37 protein-coding genes, 1 tRNA gene and 1 pseudogene are annotated in these 23,858 nt (G+C 44.1%); 4 read left to right on the top strand and 35 right to left on the bottom strand.

Going from position 1 to position 23,858, the window contains the following annotated elements; all coding sequences use genetic code 11:
• Window positions 1–150 precede the first annotated feature (150 nt).
• The 26 genes from DV740_RS03525 to DV740_RS03645 form a co-directional block, all read right to left on the bottom strand.
• Window positions 151–633 carry a sigma-70 family RNA polymerase sigma factor gene (locus DV740_RS03525; protein WP_117469238.1) on the bottom strand — a complete coding sequence of 161 codons (483 nt, stop codon included), beginning with the start codon at window positions 631–633 and terminating at the stop codon, window positions 151–153.
• Between the two features lie 44 nt (window positions 634–677).
• Entirely contained in the window at window positions 678–818 is a 141-nt protein-coding gene (locus tag DV740_RS14740; protein ID WP_154300120.1) for a hypothetical protein, read from the bottom strand.
• A gap of 156 nt (window positions 819–974) precedes the next feature.
• A complete protein-coding gene (locus tag DV740_RS03535; RefSeq protein ID WP_055285912.1) occupies window positions 975–1,217 on the bottom strand; it encodes a hypothetical protein in 243 nt (80 codons plus the stop codon).
• A gap of 12 nt (window positions 1,218–1,229) precedes the next feature.
• Window positions 1,230–2,204 (bottom strand): DNA cytosine methyltransferase, encoded by a 975-nt coding sequence (locus DV740_RS03540; protein WP_117469237.1) that lies wholly within the window; start codon window positions 2,202–2,204, stop codon window positions 1,230–1,232.
• Between the two features lie 2 nt (window positions 2,205–2,206).
• Window positions 2,207–3,637 carry a ParB/RepB/Spo0J family partition protein gene (locus DV740_RS03545; RefSeq protein ID WP_117469236.1) on the bottom strand — a complete coding sequence of 477 codons (1,431 nt, stop codon included), beginning with the start codon at window positions 3,635–3,637 and terminating at the stop codon, window positions 2,207–2,209.
• A 30-nt stretch (window positions 3,638–3,667) separates the two neighbouring features.
• Entirely contained in the window at window positions 3,668–4,429 is a 762-nt protein-coding gene (locus DV740_RS03550; RefSeq protein WP_117469235.1) for a ParA family protein, read from the bottom strand.
• A 51-nt stretch (window positions 4,430–4,480) separates the two neighbouring features.
• A tRNA-Arg gene (locus tag DV740_RS03555) sits at window positions 4,481–4,553 on the bottom strand.
• 5 nt (window positions 4,554–4,558) lie between these two features.
• The gene (locus DV740_RS03560; protein WP_117469234.1) at window positions 4,559–4,765 is read right to left on the bottom strand and encodes a hypothetical protein; all 207 of its coding nucleotides are present in this window, start codon (window positions 4,763–4,765) and stop codon (window positions 4,559–4,561) included.
• Between the two features lie 137 nt (window positions 4,766–4,902).
• On the bottom strand, window positions 4,903–5,199 hold the full coding sequence (locus tag DV740_RS03565; protein ID WP_117469233.1) for a hypothetical protein: 297 nt from the start codon (window positions 5,197–5,199) through the stop codon (window positions 4,903–4,905).
• Entirely contained in the window at window positions 5,196–5,360 is a 165-nt protein-coding gene (locus DV740_RS14745; RefSeq protein ID WP_158561501.1) for a hypothetical protein, read from the bottom strand. Before DV740_RS14745 ends, DV740_RS03565 begins: the two co-directional genes overlap by 4 nt.
• On the bottom strand, window positions 5,341–5,544 hold the full coding sequence (locus DV740_RS03570; protein ID WP_117469232.1) for a hypothetical protein: 204 nt from the start codon (window positions 5,542–5,544) through the stop codon (window positions 5,341–5,343). Before DV740_RS03570 ends, DV740_RS14745 begins: the two co-directional genes overlap by 20 nt.
• Window positions 5,545–5,555: 11 nt before the next feature.
• Window positions 5,556–6,116, bottom strand: a complete 561-nt coding sequence (locus tag DV740_RS03575) for a hypothetical protein (RefSeq protein ID WP_117469231.1) — start codon at window positions 6,114–6,116, stop codon at window positions 5,556–5,558.
• A complete protein-coding gene (locus DV740_RS03580; protein ID WP_117469230.1) occupies window positions 6,097–6,348 on the bottom strand; it encodes a hypothetical protein in 252 nt (83 codons plus the stop codon). The genes DV740_RS03575 and DV740_RS03580 overlap by 20 nt, the downstream gene beginning before the upstream one ends.
• Window positions 6,345–6,644: a hypothetical protein gene (locus tag DV740_RS03585; protein WP_117469229.1), complete on the bottom strand. Its 300-nt coding sequence runs from the start codon at window positions 6,642–6,644 to the stop codon at window positions 6,345–6,347. The genes DV740_RS03580 and DV740_RS03585 overlap by 4 nt, the downstream gene beginning before the upstream one ends.
• Window positions 6,645–7,049: a VRR-NUC domain-containing protein gene (locus tag DV740_RS03590; protein ID WP_117469228.1), complete on the bottom strand. Its 405-nt coding sequence runs from the start codon at window positions 7,047–7,049 to the stop codon at window positions 6,645–6,647. It lies immediately after the preceding gene.
• Window positions 7,042–7,446 carry an HNH endonuclease gene (locus DV740_RS03595; protein ID WP_117469227.1) on the bottom strand — a complete coding sequence of 135 codons (405 nt, stop codon included), beginning with the start codon at window positions 7,444–7,446 and terminating at the stop codon, window positions 7,042–7,044. Before DV740_RS03595 ends, DV740_RS03590 begins: the two co-directional genes overlap by 8 nt.
• Window positions 7,447–7,449: 3 nt before the next feature.
• Entirely contained in the window at window positions 7,450–7,836 is a 387-nt protein-coding gene (locus tag DV740_RS03600) for a hypothetical protein (protein WP_117469226.1), read from the bottom strand.
• Window positions 7,836–8,408, bottom strand: a complete 573-nt coding sequence (locus DV740_RS03605) for a DUF2786 domain-containing protein (protein ID WP_117469225.1) — start codon at window positions 8,406–8,408, stop codon at window positions 7,836–7,838. Before DV740_RS03605 ends, DV740_RS03600 begins: the two co-directional genes overlap by 1 nt.
• A 4-nt stretch (window positions 8,409–8,412) precedes the next feature.
• Entirely contained in the window at window positions 8,413–8,814 is a 402-nt protein-coding gene (locus DV740_RS03610) for a hypothetical protein (RefSeq protein WP_117469224.1), read from the bottom strand.
• A gap of 12 nt (window positions 8,815–8,826) precedes the next feature.
• Window positions 8,827–9,105: a LysM peptidoglycan-binding domain-containing protein gene (locus DV740_RS03615; RefSeq protein WP_055285948.1), complete on the bottom strand. Its 279-nt coding sequence runs from the start codon at window positions 9,103–9,105 to the stop codon at window positions 8,827–8,829.
• A 10-nt stretch (window positions 9,106–9,115) separates the two neighbouring features.
• Window positions 9,116–9,445, bottom strand: a complete 330-nt coding sequence (locus tag DV740_RS03620) for a hypothetical protein (RefSeq protein ID WP_117469223.1) — start codon at window positions 9,443–9,445, stop codon at window positions 9,116–9,118.
• Entirely contained in the window at window positions 9,439–10,173 is a 735-nt protein-coding gene (locus DV740_RS03625) for a transglycosylase SLT domain-containing protein (RefSeq protein WP_118087467.1), read from the bottom strand. The genes DV740_RS03620 and DV740_RS03625 overlap by 7 nt, the downstream gene beginning before the upstream one ends.
• The gene (locus tag DV740_RS03630; protein ID WP_199534929.1) at window positions 10,109–11,101 is read right to left on the bottom strand and encodes a rolling circle replication-associated protein; all 993 of its coding nucleotides are present in this window, start codon (window positions 11,099–11,101) and stop codon (window positions 10,109–10,111) included. The genes DV740_RS03625 and DV740_RS03630 overlap by 65 nt, the downstream gene beginning before the upstream one ends.
• Before the next feature lie 365 nt (window positions 11,102–11,466).
• Window positions 11,467–12,474, bottom strand: a complete 1,008-nt coding sequence (locus tag DV740_RS03640) for a hypothetical protein (RefSeq protein WP_118087469.1) — start codon at window positions 12,472–12,474, stop codon at window positions 11,467–11,469.
• Between the two features lie 108 nt (window positions 12,475–12,582).
• Window positions 12,583–12,720, bottom strand: coding sequence for a hypothetical protein (locus DV740_RS14920; RefSeq protein WP_199534930.1), 138 nt, complete (start codon window positions 12,718–12,720; stop codon window positions 12,583–12,585).
• A gap of 14 nt (window positions 12,721–12,734) precedes the next feature.
• The gene (locus DV740_RS03645; RefSeq protein ID WP_055285960.1) at window positions 12,735–12,914 is read right to left on the bottom strand and encodes a hypothetical protein; all 180 of its coding nucleotides are present in this window, start codon (window positions 12,912–12,914) and stop codon (window positions 12,735–12,737) included.
• Between the two features lie 188 nt (window positions 12,915–13,102).
• Between DV740_RS03645 and DV740_RS03650 the strand changes: the two genes are divergently transcribed.
• The 3 genes from DV740_RS03650 to DV740_RS03660 all read left to right on the top strand — a co-directional run bounded on the left by DV740_RS03650 (window position 13,103) and on the right by DV740_RS03660 (window position 16,154).
• A complete protein-coding gene (locus DV740_RS03650) occupies window positions 13,103–13,567 on the top strand; it encodes a helix-turn-helix domain-containing protein (protein ID WP_055285962.1) in 465 nt (154 codons plus the stop codon).
• 236 nt (window positions 13,568–13,803) lie between these two features.
• A complete protein-coding gene (locus DV740_RS03655) occupies window positions 13,804–14,643 on the top strand; it encodes a DUF4236 domain-containing protein (RefSeq protein WP_117469220.1) in 840 nt (279 codons plus the stop codon).
• A 113-nt stretch (window positions 14,644–14,756) separates the two neighbouring features.
• Window positions 14,757–16,154: a recombinase family protein gene (locus DV740_RS03660; RefSeq protein WP_242994208.1), complete on the top strand. Its 1,398-nt coding sequence runs from the start codon at window positions 14,757–14,759 to the stop codon at window positions 16,152–16,154.
• Between the two features lie 2 nt (window positions 16,155–16,156).
• Here the strand turns inward: DV740_RS03660 and DV740_RS03665 are convergent, their stop codons facing one another.
• The 8 genes and pseudogenes from DV740_RS03665 to DV740_RS03700 all read right to left on the bottom strand — a co-directional run.
• The gene (locus tag DV740_RS03665; RefSeq protein ID WP_242994210.1) at window positions 16,157–16,717 is read right to left on the bottom strand and encodes an ABC transporter ATP-binding protein; all 561 of its coding nucleotides are present in this window, start codon (window positions 16,715–16,717) and stop codon (window positions 16,157–16,159) included.
• A 4-nt stretch (window positions 16,718–16,721) separates the two neighbouring features.
• The gene (locus DV740_RS03670) at window positions 16,722–17,576 is read right to left on the bottom strand and encodes a hypothetical protein (protein ID WP_226841040.1); all 855 of its coding nucleotides are present in this window, start codon (window positions 17,574–17,576) and stop codon (window positions 16,722–16,724) included.
• Window positions 17,577–17,713: 137 nt separating this feature from the next.
• Window positions 17,714–18,799, bottom strand: coding sequence for a sensor histidine kinase (locus DV740_RS03675; protein ID WP_008703821.1), 1,086 nt, complete (start codon window positions 18,797–18,799; stop codon window positions 17,714–17,716).
• Complete coding sequence (vanR, locus tag DV740_RS03680; RefSeq protein WP_004853366.1) at window positions 18,786–19,487, bottom strand: VanR-ABDEGLN family response regulator transcription factor; 702 nt, start codon at window positions 19,485–19,487, stop codon at window positions 18,786–18,788. Before vanR ends, DV740_RS03675 begins: the two co-directional genes overlap by 14 nt.
• 5 nt (window positions 19,488–19,492) lie before the next feature.
• Window positions 19,493–19,705, bottom strand: coding sequence for a helix-turn-helix domain-containing protein (locus DV740_RS03685; RefSeq protein WP_008703822.1), 213 nt, complete (start codon window positions 19,703–19,705; stop codon window positions 19,493–19,495).
• A gap of 158 nt (window positions 19,706–19,863) precedes the next feature.
• Complete coding sequence (locus DV740_RS03690; protein WP_008703824.1) at window positions 19,864–21,054, bottom strand: CHAP domain-containing protein; 1,191 nt, start codon at window positions 21,052–21,054, stop codon at window positions 19,864–19,866.
• Complete coding sequence (locus DV740_RS03695) at window positions 21,032–21,238, bottom strand: hypothetical protein (RefSeq protein WP_012744284.1); 207 nt, start codon at window positions 21,236–21,238, stop codon at window positions 21,032–21,034. The genes DV740_RS03690 and DV740_RS03695 overlap by 23 nt, the downstream gene beginning before the upstream one ends.
• A gap of 299 nt (window positions 21,239–21,537) precedes the next feature.
• Window positions 21,538–21,930 (bottom strand): annotated as a pseudogene (locus DV740_RS03700) (YodL domain-containing protein); the annotation flags it as partial.
• A 67-nt stretch (window positions 21,931–21,997) separates the two neighbouring features.
• Between DV740_RS03700 and DV740_RS03705 the strand changes: the two are divergent.
• Window positions 21,998–22,192: a hypothetical protein gene (locus DV740_RS03705; protein ID WP_242986196.1), complete on the top strand. Its 195-nt coding sequence runs from the start codon at window positions 21,998–22,000 to the stop codon at window positions 22,190–22,192.
• A 163-nt stretch (window positions 22,193–22,355) separates the two neighbouring features.
• On the opposite strand, the gene DV740_RS03710 is transcribed toward DV740_RS03705, so the two are convergent.
• On the bottom strand, window positions 22,356–23,738 hold the full coding sequence (locus DV740_RS03710) for an HNH endonuclease (RefSeq protein ID WP_117841087.1): 1,383 nt from the start codon (window positions 23,736–23,738) through the stop codon (window positions 22,356–22,358).
• Between the last annotated feature and the right edge of the window lie 120 nt (window positions 23,739–23,858).

Consider the following 23,858-nt stretch of genomic DNA (forward strand, 5'->3'; position numbering starts at 1 on the left):
GTTTACGGAAGTATAAAAAATTATGGGCTTTGTAAATTCAAAAAATCACCAAAGCCCACTATTGCCAACGTGCAAATATAACGACTTAAAGCCTGCTTCACTGGCTTAAATTATACCAGTAAAACGCAGGCAATGGCGGGCAATGATTGCTTATGCAATCCTTTGAAATTGTGAAATAATCTGGTTCTTTTCAAACCTCTGTGAAAGTGTTTCAAGTGCTGTATCTCTGATATTCTTACACTGTCTTTCACTGTATGAATTGCGTACCGCTACTTGTTCCCATTTGAGGTTGTGCATGTAAAAATCAAAAATAATGCGCTTTTCTTTCAGTTTCAGCCTTGAAACTTCCTGCAAAATCTGCGCCTTTAAGGCTTGCAACTGCTGCACCTTTGCTTCATACTCTCTGATTTCGCCGCTGACATAATCTGGAATATTAAGCGCCATATTTTCTGTTTGTCGTGATATATTATTTTTTCCTTTTGGTAGACCGTCGCATTGTATAGCGCCAATGGGATTGTAGTATTGGTCCGTTAAGTCACTTATTATCTTTCTGTATATACTCACCTCCCCGTCTATGTCTTTGTAATATTCCAGCAATTCAATAACCCTGCCTTTTTCCATTGCCTGCGCCATTTGCTTTTCCTCCATTCTTTGTTTTTGCCAGTCTTTCCCGGCTTCTATCCGTCTTGCACGTCAACTGCGTTTTCTCCTGCTGCCTGCTGCCGTTCTTTCTCTTCGTACCCCATACACTTCATGTATCTTTCCGGCTTTTTGCAGCTTTCATAGTGTTTGCAGTCAACGCAAACATTTTCTTTCATTTGTGCTTCCTCCGTGATATGTACCCTGCGCACTCCGGTTCCCCTCTCAATAACCGCATTGAACATGAACCGCCGCACTCATAGGCTTTTGAAATGTGCTTTGCGCATTTTGTATTTGCGCACTGGTTTCGGCAAAATACGGGCATATTGTCTGTATTAAGCATTATTATTGGTCTTTCCATCTGCTGCACCTCCGTTTCTTCTCACGAACTGGAAGCACCACGCTTCATCACGCATGGTTTTTATTGTTCCGTCTTCGTCAATGTATACTGCGTCAATAAACTTCGGCTTTGGTGGTTCCCCCTCTTCTAACGGTCCTGCAAAATCAATCATAATTTGCAATACGTTGTATACTCTTTCGTTGATAATCATTCTATAATCTGTCATGTTTATTGGCATTTTCCGCACCTCCTATGCTGTTTCATGTAAAATTATCTTTCTGAACATACTTTCAAATATCGGAACTGCAATGCTGTTTCCAGCCTGCTTGTATAGCGCCATTCTGTATCTTCCAGAACGCTTCTGGACTGCTTTTGCCCTTTCATAGTCCTTGTCTGTATATCCTTGCAGGCGCCAGCACTCCCGTTCTGTTAAATATCTATAACGCCCGTTTCCGCAGTCAATCACCTGTGCTGGTGTTCTGTCCTGTCTGGTCGTGATTGTGTATGCAAAATCTTTTATTACTGTTGCTCTTCTTATGCCTTTTTCTCCAATCACACTGTACACGCTCGGTTGCGTCACGTCATACACTGGCGGCACTTCGTCGTTGTTCAGAAGAAATTCTGATATGTCTTTCATTGGCGTTCTGATTAAGTCTGAAAAGTCGAACTTTTCACCATTCAGCACCGATACCGTGAAAACCCTTTCCCGTGCCTGTGGCAATCCAAAGTCCCTTGCGTCTAATATTTGATAATTGCTTGTATATCCCAGCTTTTCCATTTCTGCTATGTATTGTTCAAAGTTCTTCTTGTTGTAGCCGTTTAATACATTTTTCACGTTTTCCCAGATAACATATTTTGGCTTCCATTCGCCCATATTTTGAATAATGTGCATTGTTTCCCACATCAGACTTGACCGGGTGCCGCTTCCTTTGTCTGCCCCTTTTCCTCTGTTTATCCTCCCTGCTTCCGCAGTTGCTTTTCCTTGATGTCCCGCAATGCTCATATCTTGACACGGGCTGCCGTGTATCAGAATATCTGGTTTGAGGTTCCAGCCCACCACTGATTGTGTTTTATACTCTAATTCTTCCGCAAACATTGCATTGTATGACCTTACGGCGTTTTCGTCTATTTCCACATAGTCAATGGCTTTTGTTGGAATGTTCAAATTTCGCAAAGCACATCTGGGGGAACCAATTCCCCCAAATAGTTCTAAAATCTGTACCACGTCTACACCTCCTGCAACGCTATTACACAATAGCCCTCTTCAAGTGCGCTGCTGGTCGTGTCGTCGTCCATGCAGATAATTTTCATGTCTGCCGTGTTCCCGGTTGCTCTGCCCTCTGCAAACTCAATCAGCTTCACTGTGTCGCCCTCTCTGTAACCGTCATTTTTCAAAATCATGTATGGTCTTGTATGGTCGATTGCAACGGCTTTCATTTTGTCCGGTGATACTCTGATTGTTTTTTCTTTTCTTTCATCAGACGGCAAATGCTGCATTTTCTCTTCCTGCTGCATTTCACGCAGTTTCTTTTGTGTTTCCCTGTCAATAGCTGCCTGCTCTTCGTTGTATCTCTCTTCGTCCGTCTTCTGGGCTTCTCTGCGGTTCTCATAAGCATTGCAGCTGGTCACGGTTGCTGTCTTGTCGTGGCAGTCCTCATAGTGTGTGCAGCTGTAACAAAGTGACGTTATCTGCTCCGGCTGCGGGTCAACATATTCTGACTGCTGCCCGGTTGCGTCCTCTGTGCCCTCTGTGGCTTCTCCTGCTCCCTCTGTGTCTGCTTCTTCCTGCTGCTGGTCTGTTTCATTGCCTGTGGCACTTTCTGCCGTTCCTGCGGCTTCCTGTTTCTCTTCCATCTGGCTAATGTCCATCTGTCCCGGTATCTGCTGCGACGCTTCCCAGTTCTTCTTCAACTGCTTAATGTCTGATAATGTCAGCACTTCATTTTCCCGGAATACTTCTGCCGCCTGTTTCTGGTAATCTTCCGGCAACCCGGACGCTTCATAAATGACAGATACAACAATTCTGTTTGCCTTAAATTCTGCCATCAGTTCTGGAATGATATTGTTATATATTGCCTTGTATCTTCCCACCTGCGCTGGGGACGTTTCTATAATCTCTGCCAGCAAATCACGGGTTCTGCCCGGAATGTTCATGCTTTCTTTTAATTCCAGCACCAGTTTTTCTGTTTCCAGCGCTTCTGTCATTCTCTCCCAGTCCGTCTTCTCTCTGAACCGGTTTGCCATAATCAGCGCCAGTCTGTCCAGTATGGCGTTTTTCTTCGGCTTGATTAAGATTGGAACCCGTCTGAAACGCTCTTTGCCCTCGTCCACCAGCTGCATGACCGCCAGCCGTCTTCTGTGTCCTGCAATGATACGGCGCTTGCCGTCTTCCTCTTCATCAGTCACCAGAAGCGGTTGCAGCACTCCCAGAAGTTCAATGGACCGTTTCAAGTCCTGCACGTCCTCTACGCTGTAAAAGTTCCCCTTTGACGGTATAAGGTCGTAAATATCGGCGGTGCTGCTCACGCCCTCTTCGGACGTGACAACCTCTGCGCCTGCTGCCGCCTGCTGCTGTTCTGTTTTCTGCTGCTCCCCAGCTTCCTTTGACCGCTGGTTTAATAACTCTGTCAAGTTGAATTTCTTTACTGCTCCTGCCATTGTCTTTCCCTCCTAACGTGTCCGAATTGGTCACATTCTCAACCATTCTTCCACCAGTGCTTTATAGTCGGCACTTGCGCCGCAGCGTGGGGAATATAAAATGATTGGCAATCTTTCAAATGTGCTGGGTTTCATTTTCGGTGTCTTTCTGATATGTGTATCGAACACCGGATATTCAAGCGTCTTCAAGAACTCTTCGCCCTGTGTGTCTGCTTCATTGGTTCTGTCGTACTGTGTGACAAAGCAGCCGCAGAAGCGCAACTGTGGGTTCAAATCCTCACGGGTGTTGTCAATCTGTTCTTTCAGTTCTGCCAGACCGTCTATTGCAAAATCATCAATGGTTATAGGCACCATGACGTCTTGTGAAGCTACCAGCGCATTTATGGTTGAAATGTTAATGTCTGGGGCGTTGTCAATAATGCAGTAGTCATATTCCTGCTGTAAGCCGTCCAGAAACTTTTTGAAGCGTGTCTGTTGCGGTCTTGACTGGTCCAACATGACTTCAAGGTTGGCTGTAAGCAAATTCATGTTTGCTGTGATAATGTCCAGCCCGTCAAAGTCCGTGTGCTGGATAACCTCTGCCGGGTCAATGCCCCGCTGTGTCATTACCTCTGCCGTGCCCTTATGGTCATAGCTGTGGCGGTTCATAATCTTGCTTGCGTTGCCCTGCTTGTCATTGTCAATCAGCAGGACTTTGAAGCCCTTTACTGCTGCCAGAATATGTGCCATATTTACGCTGGAAATGGTCTTTGCCACTCCCCCTTTAAGATTGATAATTGATAATACTTTCATGTGGTATTCCTCCTTGTATCTGGTATGAATTTATAGTTGCTTTCCCAGTAATGCACGGGACGGGACTTGAACCCGCACCCGGCAGCTTCGGTGGCTGCTGCGCTATCCATTGCGCCACCCGTGCTTGTCTTACGCTTCTACCGTCTGGCTTCCTGCGAAAAATACTTCTCTGCCATCCCAGTTTCTTACTTTCACTGTCTTTGGCTCTTCTTTTCTCTCGTTGTATCTTCCGGCGTGCTGTACTGCTGCGTATGTGATTGTTTTTGCTGTTCTCTTTACAATCTCAAATACAACTGCGTGTTCTCCATATCTCTTGCCAACTTCAAATGTTCTCATGTCTTTTTACCTCCGTTTGCTTTACTTCTTTAACTGTCTTTATTATATACTTACGGAAGTATAAAGTCTATTGACATTCTACACAATCTTACGGAAGTATATTTGTATATCTTGTATACTTCCGTAAGTATTTATTGTTATCTGCCCCGGCGTTTCAGTTCTTCCGCAAATTCTCTGACCGGAACTTTCACGGTCAACGGTTCATATTTTCCGCAGCCGTCCAGTTCATACAAGAACTGTGTTTCGCCTTTTTTCAGATAGTGAAGCGTTGCAATGTCTGTGACCTTATGCAGTGCAACTGCTGCCGTTGTAATCACTGTGCAACCCTGCGGCAAATAAAGTGCTTCTTTTGTTTCTCCGTCCTTTGTTGTCTTGATTGCTACTGTGTCCCCAATCTCTAACGGACACACTGCCTTGAAAAATTCTGCTTTCATTCCTCTTTGTCCTCCTGTTCGTGTTTCTCTCTGTTCTGTCTTCTTACCTCCCAGCCAACTTTTCTGACCACTACAAAGACCAGATATAAAATGCCCAGCCCTACGCAGACCGCAAAGAATGTTACCAGTGCTTTTACAACCTCAATCAGAAATGCAATCATTGTTCTTTCCCTCCCTCATTTTCTGTTTTGCCCAGCCAATAGCCCGGCTGCTTGCGTTTATCTGGTGTAGCTGGCGCACTCTTATGTTGTTTGTCTTTTCTTCCGCTTCTGCCTGCTGCCGTTCCAGCTGTCGGCGGCATAGTAATTCTTTCCCGCTGTAATACTTCCGCTTCTTTTTCGCCATCTTTATTCCTCCTAAAAGTATTTGCGCTGGTATCTGCTGCCCTTGCTTGCCTGCTTGCGTCGCTGGCGCTGTTTTCTTCTCTTCTGGTACTGGGCGTCTTCCGCTGCTGCCACCTGTCTTTTGACTGCTTCATGGTCTATGTTGTCCACCTCTTCTTGCAGGACTTCCAACACTTCAACTTCACCGTCCTTGAAAGTGTATGTCATGCCGGGGTCGTATTCCTCGTTTTTCCAGTCGTTCTGGAATTTCTCAAAATCTTCTTTGTACCTGCTTGCTGCGTATGGGTGGTACTGTTCCGCTTCGTACAGTGCCAGCATAACTGTTTCGTCGTCCTTTGCGTCCCAGTTGTAAAGGTGCCAGCTTTCGTGGTTGTCCCAGTTCCACTTTGACAAATACAGCACTATTCCGTCAAAGTAGTTACCCTCACGCACCATGCCTTTCATTTGCTTGCAGGTGAAGCCCTGCCCTTTTAATTCCTCTTTGATTTTCTCGTAGTCCCTGCCGCCAGTATGTAACTTTGCTTTTACGATTAACGGCAAATACTGTGGCTGTTTATCTTCTTTTCTTGCCATTGCTTGTCCTTTCCAGTCTGTCTGCAATCCTCAATATGCTTTCCATTGACTTTCTAATGTTTGTGTCTGTGCCCTCTGTGATTTTCAGCACGTCTGCTATGTCCCGCAGTTCTTGTGCCATTTCTTCTGTTTCCCCGGTCACAATGTCGTATTTATTGCGGCAGGCGGTGCAGACCTGCGAACCCTCCGGGATAACTTCACCGCATATCAAGCAGCGGTCAACGTCGTTCATTCTTCCCAGCTTTCGTATTTCTTCACACGCCTTGTCAAGTTCTGCACCTGCTCAACAAGGTTTGCAACCTCATGTGGTGACAATCCGGTTTGTTCATAGTCATACAGTTTCTTTGCGGCTTGATTGACTGTGACGTGTGGTTTTAATATGGCTTTCTGCCCGTTCTGGCTGTATTCCGTCAGCGTCGTTCTCTTCTGCCGCTTCTGTGGCTTCTGTGGCTGTCTGAACGCCCCTGCACGCTTCATGGTGCTGTAATATGGCACTGTCTGTTTCAATGTGTGGTCCATTGCTCCCATTTACTCTTCCACCTTTCTTCCTGTCTGCTCCATAACTCCCAGATAACCCGCTATTGTGTCCATTGCTTCTTCTGCCGTCCAGCAAACCGCCGTTTCATATCCCTGCTGCCGCAGCTGTTCCAGCCACCAGTCCTGTTTGTCTGTTGTTTTGTTCTTTCCCCACTTCATTTCAACATAAAGCCCGTGTTTTCCGTTTCTGGCTACTGGCAAGCACAAATCCGGCACGCCTGCTTTTACTCCCTGCCGTTTAAGGTTCGCCGCTTCAAGCTGGTTCCTGCTGCCGCCGTTTGGGATATGGTGCAGCAATTCCAGTTCTGGGAAGTCCTTTGCGTAGAACGTCGCCCAGTTTATAACTCTTTCCTGCTCTGTGGCTTCACTGCGCTTTCTGTAATATGCTCTACTCATTTGCTTCGTTTTCACCTCCTGTCTTTATATTCTCAAAGTAAAACTTTACTTTTTCGCAATTTTCTTTCACAATTCCGTACTTTTTCGCCAGTCTGTATATGAATACTTTTTCCAGCCGTTCCGGTAATGTTTCCAGCTGCTTTCTGAATTTCTCAATGCTCATTGTTGACTTATAGAAATTGCACGCCCGGCACGCTGGCATATAATTTTCAATGCTGTTTATCTCTGGCACTTTTCCGGCTTTCAATTCCTTTTCGTGCAAGTACACGGCTTCTATGTGGTCAACCTGCATTTCTTTGATTGTGATTTTGCAGCCGCAATACCCGCAGTGACCGTTCAAGCTGTCATACACCTGCTGCCGCATTGCCTTTGATATTGCTTTTCTTCCCTCTGCCATGCCTTACCCCTCCGTTGCCGCTTTTATCAATCTTTGCTGTATTGCTTCAAAGTCCAGCCGCAAGTCCCGCATATTCCAGTATGTACCGCAGCCCGTGCATTGTTCGTCTGTGTATGTATACGGGCAGGCTGTACAAATATCTGTTTCTTCCTGCAACGTCTTTGCGACTGCTGCCAGTTGAAAAGCTATGCCCCAGAATTTCTTCAAGTCAATTTCTGAAATATCCACCGGAACTGCTGCCGCCTTTTCAATTTCTGCGTCTGTGACTTTGTATTTCTCTTTCAATGCGGCATACATCACCTGCGCCGTCTGCTGCTCCCCGCCTATGCCACGTTCTGCCAGCGCTTTTATTTTCACCAGCTTTTCAATGATTTTCTGTCTATTTTCCATCAGTCTTCTTCCTCCGGTTCTCCTATCAGTGCCCGTGGCGGCTGGTTGCCGTCCATGAAGCCCGCAAAGAAAGCAGCCTTTTTCAACATTCTGTTTTCTTCGTCTGTTCTTTCCCGTTCTTCGCCCTTATGTTCTTGATAGCAACGGGCGTTTTCGTCCGGGAATAGGTTGTTTTTGAACTTAAAACCTGCCATGAACGCTTCCATTTCCCGTTTTAGTTCCTCTTTGTAGAAATTGAAATACAATGTGATTTCTGCCGCTTCAACCTCTGTGCAATCGCAGCCACGCTTTTTTCTGCGGCTATAACTTCCGGTGTATCTGCGATAACTGGCGCTTCCTGTTACCATGTAGAAAATCTGCGTCAGCAGGTCTTCTTCTAAGTCGTTCTTGTAGCTGAACCAGTGCAGCGTCACTTCGTCCAGCGTTATTTCTTCGTCCTCAATTTCGTATCTGGCTTTTAATTCCTCATACATACGCATTGCGGTTTCTTTCTCTCCACCTACGCCACGTTCTGCAAGGGCTTTTATCTTTGCCAGTTTTTCTTTGATTTTGTCATGTTGTATCTGGTCCATGTTCTCACCTCATATACTGCCACGACTGCGGCGCTCTTTTAATTCCCAGTTCTTCCAGCGTCACTGCCCGTGGGTACTCTTTCACGTCTGCGACTTCCCAGCCGTAAACCTTGTTGCGGCTCCCTGCTGCATAATTGTGAATATCATGTGCAGGAACCTTGCTTTTCTTCTCTGCTTCTTCAAAGTTCTTGATTTCCAAAACCTCCGGGCAAATAAATTCACCCATCACCCCGGCACCGCCTGTCACGTATACCAGCACCCGGAACGGTGCTTTGCATTGCGGTTTTGTCTTCCGCAGTTCCAGAACCTTTTCACCTGCTGCCATTTTCTGCCACCATTTCTGGTGCAGTGATAATATGACCACTTGCATTTCTTCCAGTTCCGGTGGTTCCCATTGCTGCTTCATGCTCTTTTCCTCCTAAATCTTCAATACCTGCCCCGGATATATTAAATCTGGGTTCTTAATGCCGTTTCTGTGTGCCAGTGCGTAGCAGGCGGCACCGTTTCCGTAGAACCTCTGCGCAATTCTCCAAAGACTGTCACCCTTTTGCACTGTATATTCTTTCTGGTCTGTTAAGTTTTTCCCTACAACCTCCGGTGGTTCCTCTGGCTTGTAGTAGAACGCTTCTGCGACTGACCCGCAATACTGGCACCGTTCGCCCAGTTTTACTTCTGCCCCGCAAAATTTACACTTCATGTTCTGACCCTCACTGTTCAAATTCGCTTTTCAGTTCAATTCTGATATACAGAATGTGTTGCAGGTCTTCCACCCGGTATTTGCTGAACTGCTCAACTGGTATCTGTTCCGGCAGTCTGTCTGTCTTTTCCCAGTCCCACATCTGTTCTGTTGCTCTGTATGTTTCCATGCCCAGCCCCATTTTCTTTATGTGTCGCTGTGGGTTCACTGTTCCATGCACTGCGTTTGCTGCATATCCACGGTAAACAACCTGTCTGGCTGCGTTGTATATCACCAGTCTGTCACTGGGCGTCAGCTTGTCCAGAATGTCGCCCAGTCTGATTTCATTTTCCATTACCATTCGCCCCTCATTCTTCTTTCAATTCTTTCTTTCGCCTGCTGCACTTCTCTTGAATACTCTGTGTCTGTCAGTCCTTTGTTCCATACGTGCTGATATGCACCCGTCACGCCGTAGTTGTAGGCTGTCAGCACTTCTGCTTCTGTGCCGAACCTCTCTTGCAATTCTGCCAGATAATCTACACCGACAAGCACGTTGAAATATGGGTTTTCCACATTGTCCACATTCAGTCTGTGCATACGCTCTTCGTGCCACTTCGGTAATACCTGCATATATCCGGTTGAACCCTCTTTGCAGCTTGCGTCCCATCTGTACCCGCTTTCTATCTCTATAATTGCCAGCACCAGCGTATATTCAACGCCATATTGCTTGCAAATTATGTATGTGTACTGCTGCATACATTCTGGCAAATACCCGCCGTTGTCTGCGTAGTCCTCCGGCACTTCATAGCGTGTCCAACCCTCTAATTCCTCACCAGACCAGTCAAGGGACATAAGGTTGAACGGGTACGGTTCCTGCTGCACTGCTTCCATGGTCGGCTGTGTCGGTTCCGGCTCTTTGGTATCTTCCGGCAGACTGTTTGCAGCTGGCTTGACTGCTGCCCCTACTGTAAACACAATCACAACCACTGCCAGCAGTCCTGCTGCAATGTAATTGCCGTATGCCTTAATTGCCCTTTTTATCCTCTTTCGCCTTAATATGCGGCGTATCTGCGGTGTTCTTCCTCTCACGCTTCTTTCCTCCTGTTCTGCCCTTTGGCTTTTCCTTTTTCCACATCTTCAAGTAAATATGCCACCCGGTCTGCTCATAGTAGACAGGTTCGCAAGATACGATATTGTAATTGCTGTATATCTTCTTGAACTCTTCCAGCCCGCCGTCTGGTGACTTTGCCAGCTGTTCCACTTTGCGTTTGCTGTATTTAAAATCATTGCACTTTTCTTCCGGTGCTGTCAGATTTCGGCTATACTTCCAGTGGTTCTGGTCACGCTGCTGCTTTTCCCCTCCGTCCTCTCTGGTTGTTTCCGGGCGGTCAAGGTTCCTGCTGCTTGAATAGCGTTTCTTTCCCTGCGGGTCTTTCACAATATACTTGCAAAGTCCCTCTATGCCGTTCTCATTCATTTGCAGGCGGTCTGCATTAACCCAGCCCAGCTGCTTTATACTGGCTCTATACTCTGGGTCGTCTGTCTTCTTCCAGTTGATACGGTCTTTCGTCCACATCAATTCCACGTCGTCACGGTCTAAACCACCGTTCATAATGATATGGTGATGTATTCTTTTAAGACACTGACCATCCTTGCTGTACTTGTATTCTGTTACCAGTATGTATTTAAGGGGTTCTAACCCCAGCTTCTTTCTGCGGTATGCTATTCTCCGCAGGTAGTTTGTCACAATGTTTTCTGCTTCCTCTACCGTTCCCGGCAGGTTCTCTGCGCTATATGTGCAACTTGTATGCAGGTCCCCTATGTGGAAGTTGCCATTTCCCAACTGTACCAGATAGCGTTTAGCGTTCTTGTCGTTCAAGTCCTTTTGCTTTGGGGCATTAACCTTTCTTTTCTTACCCCTCTTTCCTCTGCTTGCCTGCTCTGCTGCTTCTGTTCGTGGTATTATATCCACTTCTCTATACTTTGCGCAGTCTATCTTCTTCTCCCTTATGAACACCACTGCACTTCCTTTTCTGTCCTATACCGTTTTAAGCGTATAAGGGTATACCAGAAGTTGGGTGGGGTTCTTCTTCTCCCTCTTATCCCTCCTGTTCATTATCCATACAGCGTATATATATTTATATATTTCGTAGGAATGTTAATACCCCATACAAGCCCGTTTAACAGGTTTGAAACCCGCTATTTTCAAAGGCTTTCGCCCTCTAAAATGTTTGACTTGTAGCCGCCAATATGGTATAATAAACGTGTATTGAATTATTACATATTGACTTTTGAAAAGCCTTTGATTTTGTGTTTCCGGCACATCTTCAAAGGCTTTTTGCTTGCCCTTTTTCATGGGTCAAATATCAGAACATCTGTTCTTTATGCGTGCGCTGTCGCACCCGCTTTCAGTAATTCAGTTACCAGTTCCCAGTCTTCCAAGAACAAAGCGGAACGCAAGGACACACTGTTGTTGACGTGAGAACGGGCGTAGGTCAAGTACAGCGCACCAGCACCACCGTTGGAAGTGTGGTTGAAACCCGAACCCCGGACAGGCACGCTTTCTTCAAGTTCGCTGTCTGCCCAAAGTCCAGCTGTTTCATGCTTCCAGTCATGCGGTACAATTCCCAGCTTGTACGCAATTTCCGGCACTTCGTCCAGTTCTTCCAGCTGCAAGTCTGCCATGTGGCAGCCCTCCCAGTTTTCTTCGATTTCTTCCGCAACGGACATTACCACATCACCAGCACTGTTGCCGTACAGCTTCAACGGTCTGCCGTTCACCTCTGCAACGGTCCAGTCTGGCTTCTCTGTGTAGCCCTCAACTGCTGCGTCGTTGTTCGGCGTGTATTCCACAACGCCTTTGTGCAGACGCAAGCCCGTGACCCATTCCCAGAAATTACCGCAAAGACCAAACACGCCGTCTGCTGTTCCGTCATGGGACCATGTGAGGGGGTCGCACCCGGTCAGCGTGCGTCCGGCGCTGTCGTATCTCACGCCGCTTTCCTGCTCATTCTTCGAGTTGCTGCCGTAGTTTGTATTACCGCCGATTGTGTGCCCCAGTTCCTCTGCTTCATGCAGTAGATAGACAAACTCTGTATTTGTCATAAGGTGCCAGCCCTTGCCTTTTCTTCCGCAGGCTGCCGCCGCTTCATCATAACTGATAGTGTGTTTTGGCTGCTGGTAAGGTAAGGACGCCGGGACGCCCTTAATCATGGTGTTGGTGAACTGCGACACCAGAACCGCAGGAACAATCTTGTTTCTGATTTTGAACAGTTCCGGCACGTCCTCCGGCTCATAGGTCCCCGGCTCCATATAAAACATGGTCATGTAGTTTGGCAGTCCTGCACTGTCCATGACAATGACTGCTTTTTTCTTCACAAATTCTTTCATTTTGTGGCTTTCCTCCTTGTATCTGGTATGATTTTTATTTGAACAGCCTTGCTGCTATTCACTGCTATTGACTTTTGAAAAACCTTTGTTTCTGCTGCTGCCCGGCGCTCACTCTGACTGCTTTTCTTTCTTCTCCGGCTCTGGCTGTGTCACTGTCACGGTGACTTTCACGCCCTCCCGCTGGGATATAATCAGCGCCAGCGTTTCAAAAAAGCGCTGGGCATTGAATGTTCCTTGTACTTCCATTCCTGCGCCCTCCTTTATACGGACTGCGGCGCAATTTTCTGTGCCATGCCCTTTGCAAATCTTATGCCCTGCATGAACACCAGAAAGTCTTTCTTTTCCTGCGGTTCAAGTTCCCCCAGAAAAGCCATGACCTCTGTTGCTTCCTGCTGGTTTTCAGTTGCAATCATGGTTTCCATGTTTTTAACTTCTGTCATGGTCTGTTCCTCCTTTCATGCTGTGTGGTTTCGCAAGCGGTAAACGCTTCTGTTGTAGCGGTTACTGCTTGTTTAACTATATATTATAGCGGTTACTGCTATTTGTCAACCCTTTTTCCGTTTTTAATATTGACTTTTTTAGCGGTTACTGCTATTCTTTAAACATAAAAGAAAGGCGGTGAAGTCAAATGACTATCAATGAACGTGTGAAGCATTTTAGAAAAGATGTTTTGCACATCAGCCAGACTGAATTTGCAGTAAGTCTGGGAATGAAGCAAACTGGCGTCAGCTACATGGAACGGGACGGCTCAACCGTCACTGACCAGACAATTAAGGCAATCTGTCTTCTTTATAATGTGAATGAAGAATGGTTGCGCACTGGTTCTGGTGAAATGTATATACAGCCGGACACATTCAGCCTTGACGACTTCGTGAAGTCTAAAGGTGCCACGGGTCTTGAATTGGAAATCATAAAGACGTACTTTGAACTTGACCCAGAAATTAGAAGAACTGCCGTGGAATTTTTCAAACGCAGGCTTGTTGCTGCTGTTACTGCGGACCCTGCATTGTTAGTTCCAGACAATCCAGAAGATTTAGAAGCCCAGTGCCCGCCCGTTGACACTGGCAGTGTTTCCGGGACAGACGCCGGGTGATAACGCACCCAGCGTCCCCCGCTATTTACAAATTATAAGTTGCGTTGCTCCATTGAAATCTAAATTATAATAAATAGTGTTTATGCTGCTGTAATAGATTGCGTACACTCTGCAATCATACCAGTGTATATATTTTTTTATCATGTGTGACCACCTTTCCAGCGTGGCAAGGCTGGGCGCACTCACTATTATAATTTCTATGTTTTTGTGGATATTCGCAAGAAAGGTGGTTTTATATGGGTTTACGTTTTAGAAAAAGCGTGAAAATTGCTCCCGGCGTCCGTCTTAACATCAGCAAGAAAAGCGTTGGTATAAGTGCAGGCGTCAAGGGGTATCGTAAAAGTATAAACAGCAGCGGCAGGGGCACAACCAGCATAGGGGTTCCCGGCACTGGTGTTTCTTACGTTAAGACCGAGAATTTGAAAAGCAAAAAGAAAAAGGCAGTCAGCAGCCGTGTTTCTTCCACTGCTGCCGCCGCCAGTTCCTCTGCTTCCTCTCCTGCTGCCGCTCCTGCTCCTGCTAAAGTTCAGAAAGCAGCTGCGCAGCCAAAAGAGAAGCCGCCAAAGACCACGGCAGTTTTGCAGGAAAGACCAGACGCCAGCTTTGTTGTGTTCGGCGTCGTTGCTCTGGCTGGTGCCGTGTTCCTCTTTGCTTCTTCTCATGTTATTTTTTCAGTTGTTGCCGCCCTGTTCGGTATCTTCTGTCTGTATAGCTTTATACACATAAAGCGACACCCGGAAGACCCACGATACATCACGGAAGAACAGCTGACACGCTGGGGGCAGCTGGTACACTCCGACGCAAAGACCGTTTCCCAGCTGCAAAAAGCGTCCGTTCCTGTTCTGGTGGATTTAAAGAAGCGTGCTGCGTGGCATTATGAGCAGGTTTCTTCCGTTGGCTTCGGTCCAGACGTTTCATACTACGGTCAAGCCTTGATTGACGTACAAAATCAGATTGTTGCTTTATCTGAATTTGTCATGCTGCAAGGTGATAACCCTAAACAGGATTTAGAAAACTATTCTTCTTTTGTAAGTCAGAAAATAACAGCCTTTACAGACGACATTCTGAAAGACTAATAAAACAAAATGCCCCGGTCGTGCTGGGAACACTTCCGGGGCGTGCAAAGATATGTCATACCAGATACAACAATACCGTCTGCAATTTTGATTATATCACCAGCAGGCGGGAAATGAAAGGAAATGCAGGTGATACAATAGTGAAAAAGATTGATTTAAGCCCGGAACTTGTCCGGGTTGCTTTATATATAAGGGTTTCCGGGGAAGAACAGAAAATAAAAGGTCTGTCACTGGAAGCCCAGCAAGAACGACTGGAAGCATACGCAAGGGAACGTGGCTGGGTCATTGTTGGAATTTACATTGACGCTGCCAAGACCGCCAGAAAGAACATTCATAAAAGAACCGACTTTCAACGCATGATGGACAGTGTGAAGCGTGATGAAGTGGATATTCTGCTTTTCTGCCGTCTTGACCGCTGGTTTCGTTCCGTGGCAGATTATTATAAAATCATGGAAGTTCTGGAAGCGCACAACTGCGACTGGAAAACCACTGATGAAGAATATGACACCACAACCGCAAACGGGCGTCTGTATATTAACGTGAAGCTGTCCATTGCCCAGAATGAAGCGGACATTGACGGGGAACGAATAGACGTTGTATTTGACAGTAAGATTGCCCACGGCACCGTTGTTTCCGGCTCTGCCCCCTTTGGCTTCCGTGTTAATGCGGGAAAGCGGCTGGAAGTTGTGCCAGAAGACGCAGCCATTGTGCAAGACGCTTTCAACTACTTTGAAACTTCGATTTCCCAGCGTGCTACTGTCCGCTATATCCGGGAAACCTACGGCGTGAACTGGTGTGACGCCACTTTCCGGCGTATGCTGAAAGAAAAGCTGTATACTGGGGTGTATGACCGGGGCGGCAGGTTCAATGACCATTTCTGCCCGGCAATCATCAGCAAGCAGCAGTTTGACCGTGTGCAAGCGCTTCTGGAACGCAACGCACGTTCTGTTCCGTCTGGCAAGGTATATATTTTCACTTCCATTCTGACTTGCGCTGAATGTGGGCATAAACTGGTCGGGTACAAGTCAAGTGATTATTATTATTACCGCTGCAACCAGCATTTCCAGCGTGGGCGCTGCTCTCATAATCATTCAGCCCGTGAAGACGTCGTGGAAAAGTGGCTGTTTGAACATCTGGCAGAGGAACTGGAACGCTACCAGCTGGAATGGGAAGTTGCCGCAGCCAAAAAGAAAGCGTCCGTTGCCCGCACTGATAAAGCAGCACTGAAACGGAAGCTGACCAAGTTAAAAGAATTATATGTGAATGACTTAATAGACATTGAGGACTACAAAAGGGACTATCAAATATATACTGCTGCACTTAAACAGATACCGGAACCCAGCATTGAACCGCCGCCAGACTTCGCAGCCGTCCGCAGGCTCCTTGATAATGATTTCAAAACAATTTATGAGAATTTGACCCGTGAAGAAAAACGCACGCTTTGGCGTTCTGTCATTAAAGAAATTAGAATTGATAATGACCAGAATATCACGGGTGTTGTTTTTGGGTAGTGTTATACTAATGTGACACTACCCGTAGGCTCATCACATAAAATGGCTTCCGGAGATACTGCAAGCGCCCTTGCGATTGCAACTCTTTGTTGTTCACCGCCGGACAAATTGATTGGGTAATCATTTTCCTTGCTTTCTAAGCCGACACTTTTTAGCAAGCCTGTAATTATCTCGTGACGCTGTTTGGCGGTAAACGACTTTTTGGCATAGAGTAGGGGTAATTCGATATTTTCCCATACCCGCAAGTGCTTAATCAGAGAGTAGTTCTGAAATACAAATCCGATATTATTGGCTCGCAGTATAGACAGATCACGGTCTTTCAAAGCAGAAATAGATATACCATCATAAAGGTACTCGCCCTCATATTCCCGATTTAACAAGCCAATAATGGATATAAGGCTTGTTTTGCCTGAGCCGGACTTTCCGACAATGGCATAACTGCGCCCTCGTTGCAATTCCATATTAGCGTTGGTTACTGTTGTCAGCATATCGCCATTATTCAATTTGACGCTTGCTTTCAAATCCTTTATTTTGATTAAAGTCTTTTCGGAAATTCCTTTCATTTTATCAAATCCCCCTCGGATCAAGGTTTGGCGGAGTAGCAGAAACTACATCGCCCTCCTCTAAGCCGGACAGTATTTCTATATTGGCTCCGTCTGTCACACCCAATGTCACTTTTGTTTCCACTCTTTCTCCATTCGGAGTAATTACAGTAACCAATCCCGTCCCTTGTCTACCCGCTATTACCGACAGCGGCAATATAAGGACATCATTTCTCGTTGTCGCCGTTATGACTACCGTTGCACTTTGCCCCGATTTCACATCGACTGTTTGACTGATCAAGCATTGCAGAATGCCCTCTTGCGGCACGATTCCCGTAAACGCATTTTCATCTGCGGCAGGCGACACCACGGCAATCATATCGGTTGGTCCTACACCATCATATACTTGAAATTTTGCTTTCAACTCTGCATACTCCGGTAAGGTACTCAAAAAATTATCTGCCTCTACATTGAGGGCAAATCCTGTATAATGCACTATCGCTACGGGATAATTACTCGGTACGCTTTCATTGGATGGGGCAATAGAGGTAATTGTACCATCCACCGGAGATTTCAATTCTTTGCCGTTCACAGTTCCAATAATTTGCCCGGCAGTGATTTTTTCTTCTAATTCTACCGCTGTATTAAATATGCCATTTTCGGGTGAGAAAATAATAAACGGTACTGCCGGAACAATAGTCGTTTGCGTTGAAACGGTTGGAGTAATTGTCCCTCGTACAACTGATACCGTTTTTTCTGCGGATGTTGCGCTATCTGTAAGATTGTTTTCGTCTGTCTGCCCAATTGCAGAGCAGGCAGATAGCGTAAATACAAGAAACAAAATAGAACATAGCAGCATTTGTTTTCTTAGCAACTTCATCATTCCTCCTTATGCTGTATCACAAAAAATACGAGCCTCTATCTTGATACTTTTATTGTACCAAAACAGAAGCCCGTATTTTCTTGATTGCTCGTAAGATATTCCTCTTTTTTTCTATGCAAATTCTTACAATTTTCCTACGCCAACGGCAAAGTAATTGAAAACTTGTTTTGATCCTCTTGGCTCTCTGCAACGATTGTACCATTGTGTAGTTCAACAATCTGCTTTGCAATCGCCAAACCTAATCCAGCTCCTCCACTGCTTGTACTTCTCGCTGCGTCAAGCCGATAAAACTGCTCGAAAATCCTGTTTAACTTTTCTTCCGGCAGAGTATCGCCGTGGTTACAAAAAATAATGCTGACCGTATCTTCCTGACATTGTGCGCTGATCGTGATATCCGTATTTTCAAAACTGTAGATAACCGCATTTCTCAAAAGGTTATCAAAAACACGCTGAATTTTGTCTGCGTCACATCGAAGCATTATATCATCATCAACACAAAGATTACATTGCAAATTCTTTGATTTGAGCATAGGCTTAAATTCATATACAAGTTGCTCCAGCAGGCGAGTTAAATTGATTTTCGTGTATTGTAATGTAATATCGTATATATTGAATCGTGTTATCTCGAAAAACTCGTTAATCAGATCCTCTAACCGTTCTGCCTTACCAAGAGTGATTGAAAGGTACTTTTCTCGAAGTTCCTTTGAGATTTGCGACTCATCACGCAGTAAAGTAAGATACCCGATTACAGAAGAAAGCGGTGTTTTCAAATCGTGTGCAAGATACATAATCAGGTCATTTTTTCGCTGCTCATTTTCTTTTGCAAGCCTTGCATTACTTTCAGCCTCTTGTTTTAACTGATTGATGTTAGCGGCGATTTCACTCAACTCCGGGGACATTTCAATGTAACTGACATTCTGATCGAACATTTTTCCTGTCGCAGCCTGTACCTCGTACACATAGGCGACTACTTTTTTCAAAAGTAGGTATGTCATGTATATAATACAGCCACCCCACACGATTACAGCCACTATATAAAGATATACTGTTCTGTAATACAAGTAATAATACAAAACATACTTGCGGAGAATTTCCTCTGCCATAATTCCTAAAAGAAAAGTACCGCCAAAAATAAGCACAGAGCAAATCGCACATTGAATTACATACCCTTTGAACAAGGTAGAGAGCAGATAGTTTTTTTCTTTTTTATTCAATTTCATACCCTACCCCCCAAACAGTTTTAATGAACTTCGGATTTTTTGAAGGTTCATTCAATTTTTCCCGAAGCCGCCCAATGTGCGCCATTACCGTATTGTTACTGTTGCGAAGATACTTTTCTTTCCACACGGCTTCAAATAATTCCTCCGAGGCGACAACTTTACCCTGATGTTCGCACAGATACCACAGAATAGAAAACTCCAACGGAGTCAAGGCTATTTCTTTGCCATACAAGTAGCACTTGTGGCTGACTCTGTTTATCAGTAGACCTCTGATGTCATACTCGTCTTTTTCTTCGGATTGGCTCAAATTAGGACTGTTATAGCTCTGATAACGCCTTAATTGCGTCTTTACTCTTGCCACAACCTCTAAAGGATTAAACGGTTTCGTTATATAATCATCCGCACCAATCGTAAGCCCCATAATCTTGTCGCTATCCTCAATTTTGGCGGTAAGCATAATAATAGGGAAGTAAAACTTTTCCCGAATTTTTTGGCAAAGTCGAAAACCATCAATATCCGGCAGCATAATATCAAGTATCGCTAAATCAATCTGCGACTGTTTGATACATTTCATCGCCTCTAACCCATTATAACATTTATATACTGAATAACCATCGTTACTCAAATACACTTCAAGCAGATCAACGATTTCTTTTTCGTCATCCACAATTAAAATCTTCTTGTTCATTGATCCTACACCTCATTTTCGGGTACGGCTTCCATTATGTCGCCAAAATCACACTCTAAGTATTCGCATATATTCAACAGCACGGGAAGGGTAACATTTTCATTTTTTCCGAGTTTCGCAAATGTACTTTTGCTTGCCCCGACCGCTTCTCGTAATTGACTCTTTTTCATTCCCTTGTCAATCAGAAGTTTCCAAAGTTTGTTGTACCGTACTTTCATTTCCGCACCTCCACCCAAATATAGTTTGTATTATAGCACTTTGAGAGTGAAATCGCAATTATTAAGTCTGTATTTTGAGACTTTTAGTTTTCAAACCGGCACAATATCTTTCTGATATGTAATCCAACCGCCTGCAAAATGCAGGCGGCTTGTGTATTTTAATAGGCAGGTGCGCCGTAGCCAAGAATCTCGTAATAACCGATAGAATACTCATTGACTCGGCAACTGTCGCCGGAGTTGCCCTCGACCGTATAAACCTTGCCGTTTTCGACCTTTTGAACAATACCCGTATGGTCGGATAATCCATCCTGACCACTTTCGTCTGCCCAATCGAAGAAAATAATCATTCCGGGGGCAGGCTCGGCGCTGCCATCCAGCCATTGTCCACGATCCTTAAACCATTGTACTCCGTTGACACAGCCTGCATATTTTGGGATAACTCCAGCGTCGATATAGCCGCACTCGTTGGCACACCAAGATACAAAGCAAGCACACCATTCTACACGGGAGTTAAAACCGTACCACGACCAATACGGCTGACCGCCCACATTGCCAACCAGAGAGAGTGCAACGGTCACAATCTGTCCGTCGCCGCCTGTAATGCCGTAAAGCACCTGTGACCAAAGGTAATTGTTTTCATCTGCAAGCAGTTCAGCGAGGTAGCCTTTCTGTTCTTCGTTAAAACCATATTGCGCCGCCATTTCCTCGGCAGTCTTGTGGCTGACGGTAATATACAGATAGGTTTGTGTGACCGTGCTTTCAGTTTCCACGATATTACCGTGTCCGTCATCGGTTTCGGTAATAACTGTTTCGGTCTTGCTCTCTGTTCGGGAAGATATTTGATTCATCTCCCAAAAGATGTCTTTTAAGAGTTGCTTTTTGCCATCGTCCATTGTGGCAACCTCTTGGGGGTTATCTTGATCCGTATTCGTTTTTACAGAGTAAACGGCAAGCACCTCTTTCCAAACGGCTCTGCTGCCACTCATTTCAAGAACATCATAGGATACCGAGTTCTTTTCCTCTTGCAGCTTGGTATCGTATTCGGTATTGATTTCCTGCACAACGGTCTGCATACTCATTCCAGTGCCGGAATCTTCGTCTGAGAAGAAAATGCCAAATACTGAGCCGAGGATCATACCAATCAGGCAAATCACGATAATAACCAAAACCGCCACCCAGCCGCCTGCGGCGATAGCGGCAATCAAGGCTTTCGTTCCGGCAATAATCGCTTTAATGGCAAGTGCGGTCGCTTTGGCAATCGCCTTTACCGTAACCACGGCGGCTTTTGCCGCAGCCCTTGCCGCTTGTGCTGCTCTCTGTGCAGTTTTAACCGTAATGATTGAATCCACCTAAAAATCCTGGATTGCTATGCCCCCGCTTATGCCCCTTGTCATCATAATGGTTTAAACCGCCAAAGAATCCTGGTCGACTCTCACCTACTTTATGCCCGTTATTGTCATAATGATTCATACCACCAAAAAAGGAAGGCGAACTATGTCCGATTTTCTTTCCATTTGCATCATAGTCGTTCATACCACCAAAGAATCCTGGTCTGCTCTCGCCTACTTTTTTCCGTTTGCATCATAATGGTTTATGGATCCAAAGAATCCTGGTCTGCTATATCCTTTTTTACTCATAATGTCATCCTCCTGACTCTATTAGCCTCTTGTTTGATCTCAGAATAACACACTTTTCTCATTTGGAAGTCGCATAACAGGCGACATTCTTTTATCGCATTTACATTCATTATACCATTTATAATTCTTCCGACAATACGCAATAAAGCCGGAAGCCACGTTATCATCCATGACCTCCGACTCGTTCTGCTTATTCTACACTGTCCTTACACCCAAATCAACTCCTCTCTCCGTTTTATCTTTTCCCTGCTTTTCTTGAATAATCCTCTTATTGATCTCAAGCCGTTCATGAATGGATAATTTCTTATCTTTTCCATCTACCGCCTGCTTCTGCTGTGCCGGTTTTCTATCTGTTTTTCCTACATCCTTAACAACTTCATTCGCTTCGGTACTTGTTACCCTCTCATCTGCTCTTCCTTCATATCTTTCTGCTATCTGCTGTTCTCGTCTCTCCTTCACACCTTTTTCCTCCAGATTGCAAAAACTCTGCAGATACGGAAGCACATGATTCTGCATGTCTGTCAGATCTTCCATATACTTTTGGAACTCTTCACTTCCTTTGCCTTTCTGGTAATTGATCCAATACTCATGTCCGTCTGATTTCTTCTATTCCGACAGGCATACTATTTTTACAAGAGATTTTGAAAGTATTAACATGGTATTAACAACCGCCACAATTTACTATTATGGAATTGATACAAAAACCTATGAACCGAAAGTTACCAAACTTGCCTACTCAAAAACTGACGATTGCTTTTATATCGACAACGGAATACAAGACGCTCACATAAAAGCATTTGAAAAAGAGCAAATAAAAGAATCACTTTACTTAAAATATAACGCCCAATAACAAACAAGAGGACTTGCAAGGTTTCTAACCTTTCAAGTCCTCTGCTATATCATGGTACTGTTAGCCATGTCCGTTCCGTCAAGGACTGCCCTACGGCGTATCGGCTACGCCTTGTTCCTTGACCTCACTACATTTGCACAATCCGTTCTTCTGTCATTCCATACTATTCATCACTTTTTAAATGTTTGTTTGTAATAATTGGAATAACTTCTTCTGAATCATTTACAAACGCTAAAACTTCATTTACTATCTTAATCTTCCGATAACCACCTTTATGATAATGCAACATCTTATGATGATTTGAACAAACAACTATGAGATTATTAAGCCTATCCAAAGTTCCTTCTTCATCATATTCTTCAGACAGATTTTTTATATGATGTACTTCTACGTATTTTGTTCCATCTTGTTTTTCTATTGGCATTCTTTGCTCATTTGAACATAATTGGCATTCATAATCATATGCTCTTTTTAGTTTATCTATTAACTTATGATTTCGTTCTATCTTATTTTCTGATATTTCTTTTTTTCTGATTTCCTGCTCTTCCAAATCTATAATTTCATCAATTTCCTCTGTTAGTTCTTTTATCGTATTACTTTTTTTAGAACGAACATACCCTAATGACAAAATATACTCATCTATTGACATTTCATTCAACTTTGCTACATTATATATTGTTTGATAAATTTTGTCTTGTGAAGAAAAATATACGATATTGGGTGGCTCTATAATGTATTTACTTAACTCTTTCTTATACTTTATATTCTTATTTTCAGAAACATACTCATCAGCACGCCTTGATTTTTTATATCCATAAAAATCAAGAAATTCATCTAAATGCATTCCACAACGATGTGCATAATTTCGAATCCATTGATTTTCTGGTGATGAACTTAATTGTACAACACCATCAACCATATGTTCCTCAAAAAATTTGATTATTCTAGAATCTCTAATTGAATCCTTTTCTGTTAAACAACTTTCAAATCCAAGAAATTGAGCATATTCTTTTCCTTTCATATTTCTTTTATGAGCCGCTTTTTTAAAAAGCTGTTTAGAATCTCCATTTAGTAAAATACATTCCTTTTTCAAAATGCTATCCCGTTCACTACATTTCAGCACCTCATAGTCCATTTCATTATATATATTCATTTTTTCAACTATTGAAAGAGTTTTTAAATCCTCTGGAACAAATTCATCAAACATACATTTAACACATTTTTCATCAAAATATATTAAACATATTTTTCCATCCCTACTATTTTTAATAAGATACCGTCTTTGCTGTTTCTCATTCCAATAACTGAATTTGTGGTACATTAACATTTTTCTAAAAATTTTCTCATCATCTTCTGATAACATTTCCATAAACCAAGATGTATAATGCTTTATCCCATGAATTAACACTTTATTGACATTTGCTTTTGTACTCCATGTCATATCTGCTATTTCTTGATTTGTCATCTGATACTCGTAATATAATTTCTGTATTGCCTCCGAATCTAATTCCGAAGTAGTACCCCGATATTTTTCTGTATTTCCCATTACAATTTATCTCCCTACATAAACATATAACTATCTGAATAGATTTTACCATAATTGACAAGCAAAGTCACATTTCTATAAAAGGATTATAGCAAACAAGGATATGCAAAAATGCATATC

The sequence above is a fragment of the Roseburia sp. AF02-12 genome (genome assembly GCF_003461765.1).
Lineage (GTDB): Bacteria > Bacillota > Clostridia > Lachnospirales > Lachnospiraceae > Roseburia_C > Roseburia_C amylophila.

Coding starts and splice junctions, on each gene's coding strand:
- DV740_RS03670 (WP_226841040.1), bottom strand. CDS start 17,576: ATGAAGTTGCTAAGAAAACAAATGCTGCTATGTTCTATTTTGTTTCTT.
- DV740_RS03600 (WP_117469226.1), bottom strand. CDS start 7,836: ATGGAAAATAGACAGAAAATCATTGAAAAGCTGGTGAAAATAAAAGCG.
- DV740_RS03655 (WP_117469220.1), top strand. CDS start 13,804: ATGGGTTTACGTTTTAGAAAAAGCGTGAAAATTGCTCCCGGCGTCCGT.
- DV740_RS03585 (WP_117469229.1), bottom strand. CDS start 6,644: ATGGGAGCAATGGACCACACATTGAAACAGACAGTGCCATATTACAGC.
- DV740_RS14740 (WP_154300120.1), bottom strand. CDS start 818: ATGAAAGAAAATGTTTGCGTTGACTGCAAACACTATGAAAGCTGCAAA.
- DV740_RS03545 (WP_117469236.1), bottom strand. CDS start 3,637: ATGGCAGGAGCAGTAAAGAAATTCAACTTGACAGAGTTATTAAACCAG.
- DV740_RS03565 (WP_117469233.1), bottom strand. CDS start 5,199: ATGAAAGCAGAATTTTTCAAGGCAGTGTGTCCGTTAGAGATTGGGGAC.
- DV740_RS03705 (WP_242986196.1), top strand. CDS start 21,998: ATGGTATTAACAACCGCCACAATTTACTATTATGGAATTGATACAAAA.
- DV740_RS03525 (WP_117469238.1), bottom strand. CDS start 633: ATGGCGCAGGCAATGGAAAAAGGCAGGGTTATTGAATTGCTGGAATAT.
- DV740_RS03580 (WP_117469230.1), bottom strand. CDS start 6,348: ATGAACGACGTTGACCGCTGCTTGATATGCGGTGAAGTTATCCCGGAG.
- DV740_RS03620 (WP_117469223.1), bottom strand. CDS start 9,445: ATGGTAATGGAAAATGAAATCAGACTGGGCGACATTCTGGACAAGCTG.
- DV740_RS14745 (WP_158561501.1), bottom strand. CDS start 5,360: ATGATTGCATTTCTGATTGAGGTTGTAAAAGCACTGGTAACATTCTTT.
- DV740_RS03610 (WP_117469224.1), bottom strand. CDS start 8,814: ATGAAGCAGCAATGGGAACCACCGGAACTGGAAGAAATGCAAGTGGTC.
- DV740_RS03570 (WP_117469232.1), bottom strand. CDS start 5,544: ATGGCGAAAAAGAAGCGGAAGTATTACAGCGGGAAAGAATTACTATGC.
- DV740_RS03665 (WP_242994210.1), bottom strand. CDS start 16,717: ATGAAAGGAATTTCCGAAAAGACTTTAATCAAAATAAAGGATTTGAAA.
- DV740_RS03650 (WP_055285962.1), top strand. CDS start 13,103: ATGACTATCAATGAACGTGTGAAGCATTTTAGAAAAGATGTTTTGCAC.
- DV740_RS14920 (WP_199534930.1), bottom strand. CDS start 12,720: ATGGAAGTACAAGGAACATTCAATGCCCAGCGCTTTTTTGAAACGCTG.
- DV740_RS03640 (WP_118087469.1), bottom strand. CDS start 12,474: ATGAAAGAATTTGTGAAGAAAAAAGCAGTCATTGTCATGGACAGTGCA.
- DV740_RS03660 (WP_242994208.1), top strand. CDS start 14,757: ATGAAAGGAAATGCAGGTGATACAATAGTGAAAAAGATTGATTTAAGC.
- DV740_RS03605 (WP_117469225.1), bottom strand. CDS start 8,408: ATGGACCAGATACAACATGACAAAATCAAAGAAAAACTGGCAAAGATA.
- DV740_RS03560 (WP_117469234.1), bottom strand. CDS start 4,765: ATGAGAACATTTGAAGTTGGCAAGAGATATGGAGAACACGCAGTTGTA.
- DV740_RS03645 (WP_055285960.1), bottom strand. CDS start 12,914: ATGACAGAAGTTAAAAACATGGAAACCATGATTGCAACTGAAAACCAG.
- DV740_RS03590 (WP_117469228.1), bottom strand. CDS start 7,049: ATGAGTAGAGCATATTACAGAAAGCGCAGTGAAGCCACAGAGCAGGAA.
- DV740_RS03615 (WP_055285948.1), bottom strand. CDS start 9,105: ATGAAGTGTAAATTTTGCGGGGCAGAAGTAAAACTGGGCGAACGGTGC.
- DV740_RS03695 (WP_012744284.1), bottom strand. CDS start 21,238: ATGAACGACTATGATGCAAATGGAAAGAAAATCGGACATAGTTCGCCT.
- vanR (WP_004853366.1), bottom strand. CDS start 19,487: ATGAACAAGAAGATTTTAATTGTGGATGACGAAAAAGAAATCGTTGAT.
- DV740_RS03710 (WP_117841087.1), bottom strand. CDS start 23,738: ATGGGAAATACAGAAAAATATCGGGGTACTACTTCGGAATTAGATTCG.
- DV740_RS03535 (WP_055285912.1), bottom strand. CDS start 1,217: ATGCCAATAAACATGACAGATTATAGAATGATTATCAACGAAAGAGTA.
- DV740_RS03550 (WP_117469235.1), bottom strand. CDS start 4,429: ATGAAAGTATTATCAATTATCAATCTTAAAGGGGGAGTGGCAAAGACC.
- DV740_RS03675 (WP_008703821.1), bottom strand. CDS start 18,799: ATGAAATTGAATAAAAAAGAAAAAAACTATCTGCTCTCTACCTTGTTC.
- DV740_RS03575 (WP_117469231.1), bottom strand. CDS start 6,116: ATGGCAAGAAAAGAAGATAAACAGCCACAGTATTTGCCGTTAATCGTA.
- DV740_RS03595 (WP_117469227.1), bottom strand. CDS start 7,446: ATGGCAGAGGGAAGAAAAGCAATATCAAAGGCAATGCGGCAGCAGGTG.
- DV740_RS03685 (WP_008703822.1), bottom strand. CDS start 19,705: ATGAAAGTACGGTACAACAAACTTTGGAAACTTCTGATTGACAAGGGA.